General features: G+C 71.3%; 13 protein-coding genes. 9 read left to right on the forward strand and 4 right to left on the reverse strand.

Translation table 11 applies throughout. The annotated features are described in order from the left end of the window. Positions 1-58 precede the first annotated feature (58 nt). The gene (locus tag ACTH43_RS00110) at positions 59-3,526 is read right to left on the reverse strand and encodes a bifunctional proline dehydrogenase/L-glutamate gamma-semialdehyde dehydrogenase (RefSeq protein WP_441442899.1); all 3,468 of its coding nucleotides are present in this window, start codon (positions 3,524-3,526) and stop codon (positions 59-61) included. Between the two features lie 264 nt (positions 3,527-3,790). Here ACTH43_RS00110 and ACTH43_RS00115 point away from each other — a divergent pair, with 264 nt between their 5' ends. After that, complete coding sequence (locus ACTH43_RS00115; protein WP_441442900.1) at positions 3,791-4,159, forward strand: hypothetical protein; 369 nt, start codon at positions 3,791-3,793, stop codon at positions 4,157-4,159. Between the two features lie 43 nt (positions 4,160-4,202). Here ACTH43_RS00115 and ACTH43_RS00120 read toward each other — a convergent pair whose 3' ends face one another. Both ACTH43_RS00120 and ACTH43_RS00125 read right to left on the reverse strand, forming a co-directional pair. Next, positions 4,203-4,811, reverse strand: coding sequence for a thymidine kinase (locus ACTH43_RS00120; protein ID WP_441442901.1), 609 nt, complete (start codon positions 4,809-4,811; stop codon positions 4,203-4,205). Between the two features lie 28 nt (positions 4,812-4,839). After that, positions 4,840-6,072 carry a GNAT family N-acetyltransferase gene (locus tag ACTH43_RS00125; protein WP_441442902.1) on the reverse strand — a complete coding sequence of 411 codons (1,233 nt, stop codon included), beginning with the start codon at positions 6,070-6,072 and terminating at the stop codon, positions 4,840-4,842. 66 nt (positions 6,073-6,138) lie between these two features. Here ACTH43_RS00125 and ACTH43_RS00130 point away from each other — a divergent pair, with 66 nt between their 5' ends. From ACTH43_RS00130 to holA, 8 genes are all read left to right on the forward strand, one after another. Beyond that, positions 6,139-7,113: a sugar phosphate isomerase/epimerase family protein gene (locus ACTH43_RS00130; RefSeq protein WP_441442903.1), complete on the forward strand. Its 975-nt coding sequence runs from the start codon at positions 6,139-6,141 to the stop codon at positions 7,111-7,113. A 77-nt stretch (positions 7,114-7,190) separates the two neighbouring features. After that, positions 7,191-8,222: a 3-oxoacyl-ACP synthase III gene (locus ACTH43_RS00135; protein WP_441442904.1), complete on the forward strand. Its 1,032-nt coding sequence runs from the start codon at positions 7,191-7,193 to the stop codon at positions 8,220-8,222. A gap of 53 nt (positions 8,223-8,275) precedes the next feature. Further along, complete coding sequence (locus tag ACTH43_RS00140) at positions 8,276-10,909, forward strand: alpha/beta fold hydrolase (RefSeq protein ID WP_441443053.1); 2,634 nt, start codon at positions 8,276-8,278, stop codon at positions 10,907-10,909. Next, positions 10,906-11,898, forward strand: a complete 993-nt coding sequence (locus ACTH43_RS00145) for an NAD-dependent epimerase/dehydratase family protein (protein WP_441442905.1) — start codon at positions 10,906-10,908, stop codon at positions 11,896-11,898. Before ACTH43_RS00140 ends, ACTH43_RS00145 begins: the two co-directional genes overlap by 4 nt. A gap of 71 nt (positions 11,899-11,969) precedes the next feature. Then, positions 11,970-12,677: a vitamin K epoxide reductase family protein gene (locus ACTH43_RS00150; protein WP_441442906.1), complete on the forward strand. Its 708-nt coding sequence runs from the start codon at positions 11,970-11,972 to the stop codon at positions 12,675-12,677. Between the two features lie 125 nt (positions 12,678-12,802). Then, the gene (locus tag ACTH43_RS00155; RefSeq protein WP_441442907.1) at positions 12,803-13,642 is read left to right on the forward strand and encodes a helix-hairpin-helix domain-containing protein; all 840 of its coding nucleotides are present in this window, start codon (positions 12,803-12,805) and stop codon (positions 13,640-13,642) included. Continuing rightward, positions 13,639-16,008 carry a ComEC/Rec2 family competence protein gene (locus ACTH43_RS00160; protein ID WP_441442908.1) on the forward strand — a complete coding sequence of 790 codons (2,370 nt, stop codon included), beginning with the start codon at positions 13,639-13,641 and terminating at the stop codon, positions 16,006-16,008. The genes ACTH43_RS00155 and ACTH43_RS00160 overlap by 4 nt, the downstream gene beginning before the upstream one ends. A gap of 36 nt (positions 16,009-16,044) precedes the next feature. Further along, a complete protein-coding gene (gene holA / locus ACTH43_RS00165) occupies positions 16,045-17,031 on the forward strand; it encodes a DNA polymerase III subunit delta (protein WP_441442909.1) in 987 nt (328 codons plus the stop codon). Positions 17,032-17,169: 138 nt separating this feature from the next. Here holA and rpsT read toward each other — a convergent pair whose 3' ends face one another. Further along, complete coding sequence (gene rpsT, locus ACTH43_RS00170; RefSeq protein ID WP_299303975.1) at positions 17,170-17,436, reverse strand: 30S ribosomal protein S20; 267 nt, start codon at positions 17,434-17,436, stop codon at positions 17,170-17,172. Positions 17,437-17,568: the final 132 nt, after the last annotated feature.

The following is a 17,568-nucleotide window of genomic DNA, read 5'->3' on the forward strand; positions in this document are numbered from 1 at the left end:
GGGCCGAATCGGCGCGAGACGACGCGAGCCGGGTGCGAGCTGCGTGCTGAGGCGGGGCTCAGTCCCGGCCGCGGGCCCAGCCCTGGCCGCCGGTGAGATCCAGCGGGTGGGGCAGCGGGTTGCCGTAGCGGTGATCCGTGGCGCTGATCGCCTGCTCGTGCAGGAACGGGAGCAGCTCGATCCGTCCGCTGGAGACCACCACTCCGGTGAACAGTGCCACCTCGATGTGCTCCGCGATCGCCCGGCGCAGCGCCGCGTCGGGCTCGCCGATCAGACGGATGCGGGACTGGGTGAGGGCGGGGATGCGACCTGCGAAGGCGACGCTGTCCTCGAGCGTGACCGCGGTACCCGCCGCTTCGGCGACGGAGACCAGCTCATGGTCCGCGACGGAGACCTCCACCTCGGCGCCGACGGTCGCTGCGGCATGCAGCACCCGCTCGAGCTCCTGCGGGGCTGCGCCGGAGGCGGCGCGGATCAGCACCGGGAGCGGCAGGTAGCGCAGCACGTTGATCTCCCCGTGCAGCTCCTGCACGTCGCGGGGAGCGAAAGTGCTCGAGAAGTGCTCGCGGTCGCTGTGTCGTGCCGAGGCCAGCCAGGTCTCTGGGTCGGACAGCGCGTCGGAGGTGGCGGGGGCGTCGGCCCAGTCCATCAGGTGGACCAGATAGTTCGGCCCGCCCGCCTTCGCGGTCTGGCCGATGGCCGAGCGCTTCCAGCCGCCGAAGGGCTGCCGTTCCACGATCGCCCCGGTGATACCCCGGTTCACGTAGAGGTTCCCGGCCTCGACGTGCTCCGTCCACCAGGCGACCTCGGCGGGCTCGAGCGAATGGAGCCCGGCGGTGAGCCCGAAGGCGGTGCCGTTCTGGATCCGCACCGCCTCCTCGAGGGACTCGGCGTGGATGACCCCGAGCACCGGTCCGAAGTATTCGGTGAGGTGGAAGGCGGAGCCCTCCTCGACACCGGTGCGCACGCCCGGGGAGAACAGGGTGCCGGAGTCATCCAGCTGGCGGGGTCGGGAGAGCCAGGCCTCACCGTCCGCGAGCTCGGTCAGCCCCGAGCGGAGCTTCTCACCGGGGGCCTCGACCACGGGGCCCATCTGTGCGGTCGGGTCGGTGGGCCGGCCCACGTGCAGGCTCAGCACCGCGTCGGCGAGCTGTGCGGTGAAGCGCCGCGAGGTGGTCACGGATCCTACGGTGATCACCAGGGAAGCGGCGGAGCACTTCTGGCCGGCGTGGCCGAAGGCGCTGGCTGCGACATCGCGGGCTGCCAGGTCGAGATCCGCCTGCGGGCTGACGATGATCGAGTTCTTGCCGCTGGTCTCGGCGAGGATCCGCAGCTCGGGCCGCCAGGAGGCGAACAGTGTGGCGGTGTCTGAGGCACCGGTGAGGATCAGCTGATCGATCCGCGGGTCCGAGATCAGCGCTCGGCCCACCTCGTCCTCCGGCACATCGACCAGGGTGAAGACGTCCTGGGGGACACCGGCCTCGTGGAGAAGCCTGCCTATCAGTGCGCCGCAGCGACGAGCCTGCGGAGCGGGCTTCATGATCACGCTGCTGCCGGTCACGAGTGCGGCGAGAGCGCCGCCGGTGGGGATCGCGACCGGGAAGTTCCAGGGCGGGGTGATCAGTGTCAGCGGCCGGGCCGTGGCCTGCAGATCGCCCTGCCGGGCGAGCTGCTCGGCCTGTTCGGCGTAATAGAGCGCGAAGTCGATCGCTTCGCTGACCTCAGGATCGCCCTGCTCGAGGGTCTTGCCGGTCTCCGCCGCCATCACCTCGAGCAGCTCGGCCCGATGCGCGGCGAGGGTGCCCGCCACTCGGCGCAGGATCCCGGCGCGCTTCTCCACTCCCAGACCCGCCCAGGAAGGCTGCGCGGTCAGGGCGCGGGAGATGGTCGACGCGACGGCCTCCACGGTGGTGAGTCGCGCGGCGCGGGCTTCCTCGTCGCCGATCTCAGAGCCGCGGATGCGATGGGTGAGCTGCGCGGCCCACTGCTGGTTCGCGGGGGTCGAGAGGTCGGTGTCGGGCGTGTTGCGGAAGGCGCCGGGCACCGCCGGCAGGCCGGGGGAGCCCAGCTGCAGCACACCGCGACTCCCCACGACCTCGGCGATGCGGTCCTGGTCCCGATGGGTGGGCAGGGAGGTCTCCCGCAGCGCCCGCTCCAGGGCGCCGGCGAACCGCGTCTGCTCGCGCTCGAAGAGCTCGGCGGAGGTGTCCAGCTCGAACGCGGCGGAGAGGAAGTTCTGCGAGGAGGCGTTCTCCTCGAGACGGCGCACCAGGTAGGAGACGGCGACGTCGAAGTGGCGCGGGTGCACGATCGGCACGTACAGGCGCATCGTGCCGGTGGCCTCGCGCACCACGGCCTGCTGCCCGGGGGCCATCCCGGCGAGCATCTCGAACTCCACGCCGTGGCCGGGACCGGCACCGATGTCTCGCTCGCGCATCAGCAGGTGCGCGAAGGCGACGTCGAAGAGGTTGTGGCCGGCGATGCCCAGGTGGACCGCGTCCAGGCGGCTGGGGTGCAGCGCCTCGAGCAGCATCCGCTTGTACTGCGCGTCGGTCTCCTCCTTCGACAGCAGCGGCGCCTGCCTCCAGCCGTGCACCGAAGCCTCGACCTGCTCCATCGCCAGGTTCGCGCCCTTGACCAGGCGCACCTTGATCGGAGCACCCCCGGCCGCCACCCGCCGCTCGGCGAAGCGCCGCACCCGGGCCATCGCGGAGGGCGCATCGGGCAGGTAGGCCTGCAGCACGATGCCCGCGTGGAGGTGCTCGAGCTCGGGACGGTCCAGGAGCTTCTCGAAGACCTGCAGGGTCAGCTCGAGATCCCGGTACTCCTCCATGTCCATGTTCAGGAAGGTGGGCTGCTCCCGGCGGGCGGCATCGAGGTAGAGGGGAAGCAGTGTCTCGACCGTGTGGTCGACCGTCTCGGCGGTGGCCCAGAGCGGCAGATGGTCCACGAGCGAGGAGACCTTGATCGAGACGTAGTCGATGTCCGGGCGGGCCACCAGCTCACGGAGCCCCTGCATCCGGCGGGAGGCCTCCTGCGCGCCGAGCACCGCTTCGCCGAGCAGATTGATGTTGAGCTCGGTGCCGTCGGCGGTGAGGCGTGCGATCGAGGCTCCCAGCTGGCGGGGGCGGGCATCGAGGATGAGGTGGCCGACCATGCGACGCATCGCGGCCTGAGCGGTGGGCACCACCACGCTCGGAGCGAGGGAGGAGGCGACGCCGCCGAGCCCCAGCACCCGGCGCAGCGGCGCCGGCAGGAAGGCCGGCGGGTCCTGGGCGAGGCGGCGGAGCTCCACGGCTGCGGCGCGCGGATCCTCGGGCCGGATCACGCGATCGACGAAGGCGAGGGTGAAATCCAGCCCTTTCGGGTCTCTCAGCAGATCGGAGAGCATCCTCGCGGGCCCCGGCACCTGGCGGAGCGCTGCCGCATGCACCCAGCTGTGGACCTGCGCGGCGACCTCCTCCACGGTCAACGAGGTGGTGGGGGAGTCGTCGAGCGGGGACTGCGAGGTGGGTACGGGGGACAACGAAGTCTCCTTCTCGTTACTGATCAACGCGGCATTGCGATCCTCTGATCGTAAGTCCTCGCCGAGCCTACGGGAGGGGCCGCGGAGACTCGGAGGTGGAGGTTCTGTGACCGAAAGGGAACCGAAGTGGGACGAGCGCGTCAGGACTGAGGACAGGCCCGCTCACGGAGCTGCAATGGACCGCTCGGTCGGTGAAGTCCTTTCCCGACGCGCCTCCTGTGGCACGATGCGGGGCACAGACACCGGACGATGCTGGAGGCAGTGATGAAGAAGTTCATTTTCCTGGCCGGACTCGCGATCGGCTTCGTGGTCGGATCCCGTGCAGGTCGCGGACCCTATGAGTCGCTCGAGCGCACCGCACGGCAGGTGGCCGACGATCCTGAGGTGCAGCGGCGAGCCGCGCAGGCGAAGGACACCGCGAACAGGGTCGCCCATGACACCGCCGACGCAGTCAAGGAGAAGACCCCCGAGGTCGCCTCGAACGTCCAGGGTGCGGTGGCCGACGCGGCCGGCAGCGCCAAGGAGCGGATCGGCAGCGCTCGTGAGGATCACAAGAGCGGCGACGAGAGCTCCACCAGCCCCCATGCCGGTGGCGACGCCGAGGTGGGCGAGGACAAGCCGCTCAGCTCCTGAACAGTTCAGCTCCCGAGCAGCGCAGCTCCCGAACGCGCCGGTGTCACCCCAGGACGGTGACGCCGGCGCGTTCCTGCTCCTGCATGAAGCAGGGCCCGCACAGCGATATATAGGTCACCTCCGCACCGTCGATCGCCACCTGCTCCCCTTCGAAGACGAAGCGGCCGTCGACCATGCGGCAGTTGAACTCGGCCTGCGAACCGCAGCGGCACATCGTGGGCAGCTTCTCGATGTTGTCGGCGAGCTCGAAGAGCCGGCTCGCACCGGGGAACATCGCGGTGCGGAAGTCAGCGCGCAGCCCGTAGCAGATCACCGAGATCCCATCCTGCTTGGCGATCTTGAACAGGTCGCCGATCTGCGAGGGCTCGAGGAACTGCGCCTCGTCCACCAGCACGCAGTGCAGCGGGCGCAGCCCGCGCTCGTCGGCCGTCGCATTGACCCGGGCGCGCACATCGTCACCGGCGGCGGCGAGCACATCGACCAGGCGCCTGGCACCGCCGCGGGCCACCACCCAGTCCTCGCCCTTGGTGTCCAGCGCGGGCTTCACGGTGAGCGTGGCCAGCCCGCGCTCGTCGTAGTTGTACGCGGTCTTGATCAGTGTGTCGGACTTGCCGGAGTTCATCGCTCCGTACTTGAAATGCAGCTTGGCCATGCGGGTGCTCCGGAGTTCGAGGTCGGGATCAGAAGGCGTCCATGACGCTCGGCCGCGGACCGGCCAGCAGAGCATCCAGGAAGGTCTCGGCGGCCGGGTCGGCCGCTGCGGTGAGGTCGAGGCGACGGGCATCGGCGAGGGAACGCCCGCCCATCAGCAGCAAGGAGGCGGCATGGATGTCGAGGCGGACGGTGCCGAGGACCTCCGGCACCCTGGCACTCTCCGGCTCCGCCGCGATCGTGCCGCTGTCCGCGGAGACCAGGAAGGTGCCGGCGGCGCGGCAGGTGCCTGCAGGGACAGTCCCGTCCTCGACGACCAGGCGGATGCGGCCGCTCAGCTGCTCCGGTGCGCGGCGGGCGCGGAGGGTCGCGGCGGTGTCGATCACCCGCATCATCACCAGCGGCACCGGTTCCGGGCTGGGGCGGGTCCCGGCGCCGGGGAGCACATCGAGCACGGGGTCCTCGGTGCGCACCCGCAGCCGGACCAGCTCCGTGACCGTGGACCAGGAGCCCAGGGATCGCAGCAGGGCCAGCCGATCGGAACGGGTGCGGCCCATCAGCTCGTGCACGTCGAGGCCGACGCCGCGGGGGTCCTGGCCGTGCCGGGTCCAGGACAGGTAGCCGTGATCGGTGCCGAACTCGTCCTGGAGCAGCAGCGCGGACCAGCCCGCACCGGGCAGGCCCTCGGCGAACAGGGGAGGCTCTCGGCGGAGCATCGCGTTGTCGCCCGCGCTCAGGCGGTGGTAGAGCTCCCGCAGGCGGGGCATCGTGGCCGCCGTGACCGGGACCAGGCGCCGGTCCGGCACGGCGGGGATCCGCTGCAGCTCCACCAGCGGCACGATCAGCGACTGGCCCCGCGCGACCACCTGGTAGCCGTACCGGCGGTAGAGCGCGGGATGGGAGGGATAGAGCATCGAGACCGGGAGGCTCTCCGCATCGCAGCGCGCGATCACCGCGGTGAGCAGCGTCTTGAACAGCCCGTCGCCGCGGTGGGCGGGGTGGACGACGAGACCGGCCACGCCGCCGCAGCGCACCAGGCCACCGCCGAGAGTGATCTGGTCATGGCGGATCCGGGCGCCTGCGGCGAGGACCCCGTCCAGACCGCCCGGCAGCCCGGACGCATCGATGCCGAGCGCGGTCTCACCAGGGGAGAAGTCCTGCGGAGCGGCCGCGGAGGAGGGATCGTAGGACCCTCCGAAGGCACCGGAGCTCATCGTCTTGTAGGTGACGAAGTCCTGGGCGGTGAGATCTCGAACAGGCATGCTGAGGAGTCTAGGCGCGCTCGCTGTTGCATACTGACGAGGCCCGCTCAGCCCCGAGGAGATGCCGTGAGCCCACGCCAGGACCGTCCGTCGACGGACGCTTCGCCGGGCAAGGCCCGTAAGCCCTACACCCGGCCCAGCACCGCCCAGCGCACCGCCCGCGAGAAGCTGTCCAAGCGGCTCACGGCGGGTGACCCTCGCAGCGACCAGGATCCGCAGCGCCGGATCCCGGTGGGTCTGTCGACCTCCTCGGTGTTCCCTGCCGGGGTCGAGGAGGGATTCCGGCTCGCGCACGAGATCGGGTACGACGGGATGGAGGTGATGGTCTCCTATCCCAAGGACAGCCAGGACCCGACGCTCCTGCGCGAATACTCCGAGCGGTACGAGCAGCCGATCCTCTCCCTCCACGCTCCCACCCTGTTCCTGCTCCAGGGCCTGTGGGGCCGGGACGCCTGGGTCAAGATCGAACGCACGATCGAGATCGCGAAGGAGCTCGAGGTGCCCACGATCGTGGCGCACCCGCCCTTCCGCTGGCAGGGGAAGTACGCGAAAGGCTTCGTCGAGGGGGTCGCCGCGCTCGAGGAGGAGCACGGGATCGCCATCGCGGTGGAGAACATGTACCCGTGGCGGCTCGGGGTGCGGGAGCTGCTGAACTATCTGCCCGATCACGACCCCACCGACGAGGACTACGCCCACGTCACCGTCGACCTCTCGCATGCTGCGACCGCCGGCGACGATGCGCTCGAGATGATCGAGCGGCTCGGTGACCGGCTCACCCATCTGCATCTCGCCGACGGTTCCGGGAATTCGACGAAGGACGAGCACCTCCCGCCCGGCGAGGGCAACCAGCCCTGCGCCGAGGTGCTGCGACGCCTGGCCAACCGTGGCTGGGAAGGATCAGTGCTGCTCGAGGTGACCACCAGCAACAAGCCGGAGATCCGCGAGCGCACCCTGCGACAGAGCCTCGCCTTCGCCCGCCACCACCTCGGGCATCTGCTGGAGGACGGGAACGAGGGCGACGTGGGATCGGCCACCCCTTGAGCGTCTCCCCAGGCATGGGTGGGAGAATGACACGATCTGGCAACGACACACACAGACGGACGAGGTAGCGCACGCTGATGGGGAACGGGAACACAGGGATCGTCCACAGGAACACCAGCCTGCTCGCGATCGAGATGAGCCTTCCGCAGGTCACGGTCACCTCGGACGAGATCGACGAGATGCTCTCGCCGGCACGCAAGCGGCTGCGCCTGCCCAAGGGCGTGCTGCAGCGGGTCGCGGGGGTCTATGAGCGCCGCTGGTGGCGCGACACCGAGAACGGCTGGAAGCAGGGCGTGGTGCTCGCCGCCGAGCGCGCCATGGCCAAGGCCGGGATCATGCGCGACCAGGTCGGCCTGCTGATCAATGCGTCCGTCTCCCGCCAGCACCTCGAACCCGCAGTCTCCACCGGGATCCACCACTCCCTGGGACTGCCCACCAGCGCGATGAACTTCGACATCACCAACGCCTGCCTCGGCTTCGTCAACGCGATGACGATGGCCTCGGCCATGATCGACTCCGGACAGATCAAGTACGCCCTGGTCGTCGGCGCGGAGGATGTCGAGCAGGTGCAGCGAGGCACCGTCGAGCGTCTGAACTCCAAGACCTCCACCCGCGCGGACTTCAACAACCAGTTCGCCTCGCTGACCCTGGGTTCCGGCGCCGCCGCCGCCGTTCTCGGCCCGGCCGACGAGCACCCCGAGGGCCACCGTATGAAGCACACCCAGGCCCGGGCCGGGACCGAGCATCACGAGCTGTGCGTGGCGGACATGCACGACATGCGCACGGACTCCGCCGGCCTGCTCGAGAACGGCATCCAGCTCATCCTGGACACCTGGAAGGGCGCCAATGAGGCGGGGCACGATTTCAAGAACCTCGATCTCGTGATCCCCCATCAGGTCTCCACGGTGTACATCCGGAACTTCTCGAAGATCACCGGAGTGGGAATGGACCGCATCCCGATGACTCTCGGGGATTGGGGCAACGTCGCCGCCGAAGCGGTGCCGATGACGCTCGCGCACATCCAGAACGACATCCAGCGCGGACAGCGCGTGCTGCTGATGGGGGTCGGCTCAGGTCTGAACACGGCGATGATGGAGGTCGAGTGGTGAACACCGCCCGCAGCACGGGGCGCCGACGCGCGTCCACTGAGGAGATTCCGGCGATGCCCGGGGTCGATCCCCGGCTCAGCCGCACCCTCCAGGTGCGCGACCACTCGGGCGAGCAGCGTCGCTGGCACCTGCTGGACTCCGGCCCGCTGCTGGCCGAGCGCGGGATCACGCCGCGCGGCACGCTGCTGGCCGTCCATGGCAACCCCACCTACTCCTTCCTGTTCCGTTCGCTGGTGCGCGCGGACATCCCCTGGCGCCTGATCGCGGTCGACCAGCTGGAGATGGGATGGTCCGAGCGGACCGGCCTGAAGCGTCGCTATCAGGACCGCATCACGGACCTGTCCCTGCTCACCGACGCGCTGTCGCTGCGCGGCCCGGTGGTGACCGTCGGCCATGACTGGGGCGGCCTGATCTCCGCCGGGTGGGCGCTGGACAACCGCCACGACGTGATCGGGATGATCCTCACCAACACCGGTGTCCACCAGAAGCTCGAGGAGGCGCTCCCCAAGGCGCTGCAGCTCGCGACCGCGCCGTGGTTCCGCACCCCGTCGACCTCGGTGACCGACACCTTCCTGCGCACCACCCTGGCGCTGTCCAAGCCGGCGCTGCCGCGCGAGGTGCAGGACGCCTACCTCGCCCCGTATCGCGGCCGCACGCGCCGTCTCGGGATCGACCAGTTCGTCGCCGACATCCCGGCCGCCGAACACCCCCCCTCCCGGCCCACCCTCGAGCGGGTCGCCGCCGGGATCCAGGAGCTGAAGGTCCCGACCCTGTTCGCCTGGGGGCCGAAGGACATCACCTTCAACGACCGCTTCCTGCGCGACCTCATCCAGCGGGTCCCGCACGCTGATGTGCACCGCTTCGAGAAGGCCTCCCACCTGGTGTGGGAGGACGCAGACGTCGCCGGACTGGTCGCGGAGTGGCTCGAGACCACCTTCGGCACCGCCGAGGAGCCCCGCACCGAGGCACCCGCCTGGCGCGCCGTCTCCTCCTACGCCGAGGCCGCCCCCGAGCGGCACATCGGCGCACCCATCGCCGAGCTCGCCGGCGACCCCCGCCACGCCCACCGCCCCGCCGTGGTGGAGCTGGGCGGCGAGGACGGCGAGACCCGGGAGATCTCCTGGTCCCTGCTGAACCGCAGGGTCGACGACATCGCCGCCGGCCTGCTCGGCCACGGGGTGCGCCCCGGGGACCGGGTGAGCCTGCTGATCACCCCCGGCGCAGATCTGACCGGCGTGCTCTACGCCTGCTTCCGCATCGGCGCCGTCGCCGTGGTGGCCGACGCCGGGCTGGGCATGGCGGGCCTGACCCGTGCGGTCATCGGCTCCCACCCCGACTGGTTCATCGGCATCAAGAAGGCGCTCGTCGGCGCCCGCGCCCTGGGCTGGCCCGGCCGCCGGCTCTCGGTCGAGCAGCTGCCGACCGTGGACCGGGTGGCACTCGGCGTGGAGACCTCCATCGCCGAGCTCGCCCGTTCCGGCTCGCTGCAGCGCGAGCTCGGCGCTCCGCTGGATGCCGCCTGGCCCGCACCCGACGCGGATGCCGCGATCCTGTTCACCTCCGGATCCACCGGCCCCGCCAAGGGCGCGGTGCTCACCCACCGCCAGCTCGGCGCGATGTTCACCGCCGTGGGGGACACCCTGCAGCTCGCCCCCGAGCGCGGCCTGGTCGCGGGCTTCGCGACCTTCGCGCTGCTGGGCCCCGCGCTCGGCGCCCCGACGGTGGTGCCGGACATGGACATCACCCGACCCGGTGAGCTGACCGCTCCGGCGCTGGCCGCGGCGATCGACGCCCTCGGCGAGCCGGCCGTGTTCACGGCTCCGGCCGCGCTGCGGAACATCATCGACACCGCCGACCAGCTCGATGCGGACGGCCGCGCCGCGATGGCCCGCGCCGCGAGCTTCTTCTCCGCCGGCGCTCCGATCCCCGCGCAGCTGCTGCGCGAGCTGCGCACCCTGATGCCGAACGCGCGCGCGCTGACGCCCTACGGCATGACGGAATGCCTCGCGGTGGCCGCGATCGACCTCGAGGGCATCGAAGCGGCAGGCGAGGGCGCCGGCGTCTGCGTCGGCCGCCCCGTGCCCCGGGTCGAGATCGCGATCGCCGTGATGGACGAGCTGGGTCGTACCACCGGAGAGATCACCTCGGACGCCGGGAAGACCGGAGAGATCCTGGTCTGCGGCCCGCACGTGAGGGACCGTTACCTGATGCTCTGGCGCACCACCCACACCTCGATGCGCTTCGAGGGCTGGCACGCCACGGGCGATGTGGGCCATCTCGACGCCGATGGACGGCTGTGGGTCGAGGGCCGTGCGGATCATGTGCTGGCCACAGCAGAGGGCATGTTCACCCCGGTCCAGGTCGAGGACGCCGCCGAATCGGTGCCGACCGTGCGCCGCGCCGGCGCCGCCGTCGTGGGCCCCCGCGGCACCCAGCAGGTGGTCGTGATCCTCGAGACCGAGGACGGCTACCGTCCCGGCAGGGCAGGCCGGCCCCACCCGGCGGAACCGTCCCTGCAGGAGGCGGTGCGGCGCGCGGTGCGCGAGCGCTCCGGCGCCGAGGTGGTCGCGGTGTTCACCACCCGTTCGCTGCCCACGGATATCCGCCACAACTCGAAGATCGACCGTGCGGCCCTGTCCCGCTGGTCCGAGCAGACCCTGCGCGGCGAGAAGGCAGACGCCCTGTGAGTGCGCCGACGGTCTTGGTCACCGGTGCCTCCGGGATGCTGGGCGGAGCGGTTGCGACCGCTCTGCGGGATCGCGGGGCCACCGTGCGCGCCTTCCAGCGCCGCCCTGCCGGGATCGACGGCGTCGAGGACGTGCGCGGCTCGCTCACCGAGGCGGAGGACGTGCGCCGTGCGGTGAAGGGCGCCGACGCGGTGATCCACCTCGCCGCGAAGGTCTCCATCTCCGGCCCGGAGAACGAGTACCGCGCGATCAACATCGAGGGCACCCGCAACGTGCTGGACGCGCTGCGCGCGAACGGCGGCGGCGCCCTGGTGAACATCTCCTCGCCGTCGGTCGCGCATCTCGGCCGCGCGATCGTGGGCCTCGATGCGACCCCCGCGGATCCCGCGCAGGCCCGCGGCCCCTATGCCCGCACCAAAGCGGCCGCCGAGCTGTTGGCGATGGAGGCCGACGGCACCGATGGGCTGCTGGTCACCTCGATCCGCCCCCACGTGGTGTGGGGCCCGGGCGACACCCAGCTGGTGGGCAGGATCGTGGATCGTGCCCGCAGCGGCCGCCTGCCGCTGCTGGACCAGGGCATGGCACTGATCGACACCACCTATGTCACCAACGCCGCGGAGGCGATCGTCGCCGCGCATGATCGCATTCAGGACGTGCACGGAGAGAGCTTCGTGGTCTCCAACGGCGAGCCCCGCACGGTGCGCGACGTGTTCGGCGGCTGGTGCGAGGCCGCCGGAGTCCCGGCACCGACCCTCAAGGTCCCCGGCTCCGCGGCCCGCTTCGCCGGCCGGGTGATCGAGCGGATCTGGGAGAAACGGCCCGGACATGACGAGCCACCGATGACCGAGTTCCTCGCCGAGCAGATGTCCACCGCACACTGGTTCGACCAGCGCCGCACCCGGGAGCGCCTGCAGTGGACGCCGCGGGTGAGCATGGACGAAGGCAACGAGCACCTCGCCGCCTGGTTCCGCGAGCACCCGGTCGCCTGAGAACCCGTTGATCGCCTGAGATTCCCCGATCTGAAGACCTGATCCCTCGCACGGAAGAGCACGGTCCTGCCATGAACGATGAGCCCGCCCTGGACCCCGCAGACCCCGCAGACCCCGCTGCTGACGGCGCCGACGACGCGGCGATGCTCGCCGAGATCGACGCCGAGCTGGCCGCGGAACGCTCCGCGAAGAGCCGCGCCGGGCAGCGGCTCGTCGGCCTGGTGCTCCTGATCGGCGGGCTCGTCGGCTGGATCGCCTCCCTCGAGCTGCAGGTCGGCAAGGAGTTCCTGCTCGCCAACCCCGGCGGCAGCCTCTCCTGCGATGTGAACCCCTTCATCTCCTGCGGCAACGTGATGATGACCTGGCAGTCCTCAGCGCTGGGGATCCCCAACATGGCGATCGGGCTGGGCGGCTTCGCGATCATGGGCGCCCTCGGCGCACTGATGGCCTCCGGAACAGCGCTGCCCACCTGGTTCCGCTGGGCTCGCCTGGGCGGGATGAGCTTCGCCTTCGGGTACGTGCACTTCCTGGCGATCTCCGCGATCTTCCTGATCAAGGCGCTGTGCCCCTGGTGCATGGTGATCTGGACCGTCACGGCCCCGATGTTCTTCGCGACCCTCGCCCGCACCATCGAGAGCGGCGACCTGCGGCTGCCTGCACCACTCGGCAACCTGCTGCGCCACTGGGTGGTGCTGACCCTGCTGTGGTACCTGCTGGTGATCGTCGTGATCGCGATCGTCTTCTGGAACCAGTGGCTGGTGATGCTCGGCCTCTACTGAGGCTGGGCCACTGAGGCTGAGCTACTGAGGCTGGGCGCGGGGGACCGTTCCTCCACAGGGGCTCCCCATCCCCAGAACCGGCCCGTGCCTGGCTGGACGTTGCCTGCCCGCCTAGGTTCGCGGGCATGGGAGCACACGCCGGATCCGACGGACCGACGCAGCGCCGCGCCGGGACGCATCGCCGCACCGGCCAGGCGCTGATCGAGCGCCGGGACCACACTGCCGAGACGCCGCGCCGCCGAACTTCGCTGCCCGCACCGTCCCCCTCGGCCCTGGTGGGGATCGCGGTGCTCGTGCTGATCGGGGTCGGGGTGATCCACCTCTCCGGCTCCGCGGTGCCGCTCGAGACGCAGCCGACGGTGCAGGTGCAGTCGGAGTCTGGCGGTAGCAGTGGCAGCAGTGGCAGCGATGGCGGCAGTGGCAGCGATGGCGCGCCCTCGGATTCCGCGGCGCCGCCTGCTGCGGAGGATGCATCCCCCTCGGACGGCGCGTCCTCGAGCGACGGGCAGGAGCTCGTGGTCCATGTCTCCGGGGCCGTGGCTGCGCCCGGGGTGGTGCATCTGCCCGCAGGGGCCAGGGTCGACGACGCGCTGGAGGCCGCGGGCGGACCCACCGACGATGCGGATCTGTCTGCCGTGAACCTCGCCCGTCCGGTAGGCGATGGCGAACAGATCCATCTGCCGGTGCCGGGGGAGGAGCCGAGGGCGGCGGATCCTCCGGCAGCAGGTCCCGGAGCGTCCGCGGCAGCGGAGGCGCCCGCTGCGGGCGCCTCCGGCGTGATCAACCTGAACACCGCGAGCGCCGCGGAGCTCGAGGAGCTGCCCGGAGTGGGGCCCGCGATCGCCCAGCGGATCATCGAGCATCGGGAGAAGAACGGGCCCTTCCGCAGCGTCGATGACCTGCTCGAGGTGTCCGGGATCGGCCCGTCCACCCTGGAGAAGATCCGCGCCCAGGCCACCACATGAGCCGTGCCGACCTGCGACTGCTCCCCGCAGCTACCTGCATCTGGGCCCTCGCCGTGCTCGGCGTGACCGTCGGCACCGCCGCCGCCGTCGCCGGTGGCGCCGTGCTGGTGGCCCTGGCGCTGACCGTGATCACGGTGACCGGCGGCACCCGCACCGCGAGCGGGATCTTCGCCCACCTGGGAATCGTGGTGCTGGCCGGGGTGCTCCTGTTCCCGGCCCTCCAGCGCCATGGCAGCACCGACGAGCTGCTCGAGGACGCCGCCGCCCGAGGACTGATCGTGGAGCTGGCCGTGGTGGCCGCCGCGGACCCCGCCGCCCCCGCCAGCGGCCCGGAATGGTCCCGAGACGGACTGCAGATGCGAGCACGGACCATCCGCGGCCCCGCGCGCATCGGACGCGAGGATGCTGCCCTGCCCGCCTCGCTGCCGCTGCTGGTACGCGCCTCAGGTGATGCGGAGAGGGGCCTGGCCCAGGTGCGGGACGGTGACACCGTGCAGCTGCGCGGCACCGTCACGATCAGTGGCTCCCTGGTGATCCTGCGCGCTACCGAGGCGAGTGCGGTGCCCACGGCCGGGATGGCCGGCCGGGCACAGGCCGCCCGGCACTCCCTGCGACAGCTGGCGCGAGCGGCCACCGCGCATCTCCCCGCGGATGAGGCCGCGCTGGTGCGCGGCATGACCACCGGCGACACCCGCGGCATGAGCGAACGCACCGAGGAGATCATGCGCCGTGCAGGGATCTCTCACCTGGTCGCGGTCTCGGGCGCGAACATCGCCCTGGTGCTCGCCGCAATGCTGGTGCCGCTGCTGCTGGCCGGGGTGCGCCGCCGGCCCCGGCTGCTGGCCGCCGGGATCGTGGTGGCCGGCTATGTGTGGCTGGTGGGCGATGAGCCCAGCGTCCAGCGGGCCGCGACGATGGCCGTCCCGCTGCTGGCCGCCCGCTTCGCCGGGGTGCGCGCCTCCCCGGTGGCGGCGCTCGCTCTCACCGTGGCCCTGTGGTCGGTGCTGGATCCCGTCACCGCAGCCTCCATCGGATTCCTGCTCTCGGCCCTCGCGACCGCTGCGATCCTGGTGGCAGCCCCGCCGCTGGCCGCAGCACTCTCGGAGCTCACCGGGGGCAGGCTGGGCCGTACCGCCGCGCTCGTGCTCGCGGTCCCGCTGGTCGCGCAGCTCGCCTGCACCCCGATCCTGATCCTGCTCGCCCCGGAGATCTCGATCTGGGCGGTGCCGGTGAATATGATCGTCGGCCCGCTGGTGGGCCCGGCGACGGTGATGGGACTGCTCGCCCTCGTGCTCGGCATCCTCTGGCCGCCGGCAGCCGTGGTGCTGTACACCGCGGCCGCCGGCGGGGCGCACCTCGTGCTCCTGATCGCCCGCGCCGCCGATGCGCTGCCCGGCTCGCGCATCGCCGTGCCCGAGGGCGCCACCGGGGTGCTGCTCACGATCGCCGTGATGCTGGTGGCCGCGATCGCGCTGGCCGCCCGGCGCCTCCCCCTGGTGCGCTGGACGATGGCGGCGCTGCTGGTCGTCGTCCTCGCTCCAGGGGTCGGTCGCCTGCTGCCGCTCAGCACCGCCCCGGGCTGGACCCTCGCGATGTGCGCAGTGGGCCAGGGGGATGCGCTCCTGCTGCGTCCCGGTGACGCCGCCGGTGACGGTGACGGACCCACCGTGCTCATCGACACCGGCCCGGACCCCGCCGCGCTGGGCCAATGCCTGGACCGGCTGCGGGTGCAACGGATCGACCTCCTGGTGCTCACCCACCCCCACAGCGACCACACCGGCGGCCGGGAGGCGCTCACCGGGCAGCGAGCACCCGCCCTGCAGTGGGTGTGCCCGCTGCCGGAAGCACGCCGCGACGTGGTCCCCGGCGCCCCCGTGGTCGCGGCATCCACGGGGGAGACCTGGCAGCGGCCCGGCCTGTCCCTGCGGGTGCTGTGGCCCGGCTCCGCCGAGGACGCGCTGCGGGCGACCGCCGCCGAGCAGGGGTCAGGGGAGGGGGACGCGGCCAACGACTGCTCGCTCGCTCTCGAGGTGGTCTGGACGGACGGCACCCGCCTGGTCGCGCTCGGCGATCTGGAACCCGCAGCGCAGGCGGAGCTCGCCGCGCTCGCCCCCGGGCCGGCGGAGATCGTGAAGGTGGCGCATCATGGATCCCGCTTCCAGCACGCTCCGCTCTACCAGCAGCTGGACCCCGGCCTCGCCCTGGTGCCGGTGGGACGGGAGAACAGCTTCGGGCACCCCACCGAGGAGCTCTTGACACTGATGGACGAGATCGGCGCGCAGGTGCTGCGCACGGATGTCCACGGCACCGTGGTGCTGCCGGTCGATCAGCAGTCGCCGCCGCGCAGCGTCGGCCCGGCCCGCTAAGATCGACCAGTCCCTCCCCAGCAGTCAGGAGCCCCCGTGAGCGATGTCGAGTGGCACAGCGTCGCCCTCGCACCGATCGTGCTGATCCATGGCACCGAGACCCTGATCGCCGATCGTGCCGTCCAGCGGCTGCGCGGCCTGGCCCGCGAGGCGGATCCCTCGGTCGCAGTCCATGACCTCTCCGGTGACGCGCTCGGTCCGGGTGCCCTCACCCAGGTGGCGAGCCCGTCGCTGTTCGGCGAGCCTCGCTTCATCGTCGTCCCCGAGCTGCAGGCCGCGCCGGATGTTCTGGTCGTCGAGCTGCTCGACTACGTGAAGACCCCTGAGCAGGACGTCACCCTCGTGCTCGTCCACCGCGGCGGCAACCGCGGCAAGAAGCTGCTGGACACCCTCAAGAAGGCCGGGGTGCCGCGAGTCGATGCCAGCCCCGTCAAACGGGCGGGGGACAAGCAGGCCTTCGTCGCCGCGGAGTTCGCCCGCGCCCAGCGCCGCATCCAGCCCGAGGCACTGGTCGCCCTCGTGGACGCCTTCGGCACCGATCTCGCCGAACTCGCCGCCATCAGCCATCAGCTCATCGAGGACACCACCGCCGACCCCGGCGAGCAGGCCACCCAGGTGACCCTCGCGGAGGTGCACGCACTGACTGCGGGCCGGGTGGAGTCCACCGCCTTCGCCGTCGCAGACGCCGCGATTGCCGGCCGCGAACAGGAGGCGCTCCAGCTGCTCCAGCAGGCCCAGCTGGCCGGCGCCGATCCGGTGCCGATCGTCGCCGCGATCGCCTCCAAGATGCGCTCCCTGGCCAAGGTCAGCGCTCCCGGCGCCAGCGCCCGCAGCCTGGGGATGCCGGACTGGATGCTGCGCAACCTCTCCCGCGAGGCGAGGAACTGGAACGACCGCTCCCTGGCGCGGGCCCTGGAGGCCATCGCCCGCGCAGACCATGAGGTCAAGGGGGCAGGACGTGACCCGCGCTGGTCCGTGCAGCGGATGGTGATGGGCATCTGCCGCGCCCGTCGCGCTGGCTGACCCGTCGCGCCGGCTGATCCGTCGCGCTGGCTGACCAGCCTCGGCACGACGACGCCCGGCAGATCCCCGGTACGACGACGAGGCCCCGCACACCATCGTGGTGTGCGGGGCCTCGTCACAAACGAGAGCGGGTGAGGCTCAGGCGCTCACCGCGGCGACCAGCTTCGCGAGACCGGACTTGCGGTTCGCGGCCTGGTTCTGGTGGATGACGCCCTTGGAGACGGCCTTGTCGAGCTTGCGAGAGGCGGTCTTGAGCGCCTCGCCAGCAACCTCGGCGTCGCCGGTGGAGACGGCGGCCTTCACCTTGCGGGTGTAGGTGCGGAGCTCGGACTTGACGGCGCGATTGCGAAGGCGCGCCTTCTCGTTCGTCTTGTTCCGCTTGATCTGGGACTTGATGTTTGCCACGAAGACTCTTCTCTTGTGCTGCTGCGGTGGATCTTCCGCGACGGCCGAGGATCGGAGCCGACAGGGACGGCGGTGGGGATTCGCCTGAAGACGTCGGTACCGGGTCGCTGCCACGGGTACTCGCCCGGTTCG

Origin of the sequence: Brachybacterium sp., assembly GCF_052095815.1 — a bacterium.
In the GTDB taxonomy this organism is placed as follows: Bacteria; Actinomycetota; Actinomycetes; order Actinomycetales; family Dermabacteraceae; genus Brachybacterium.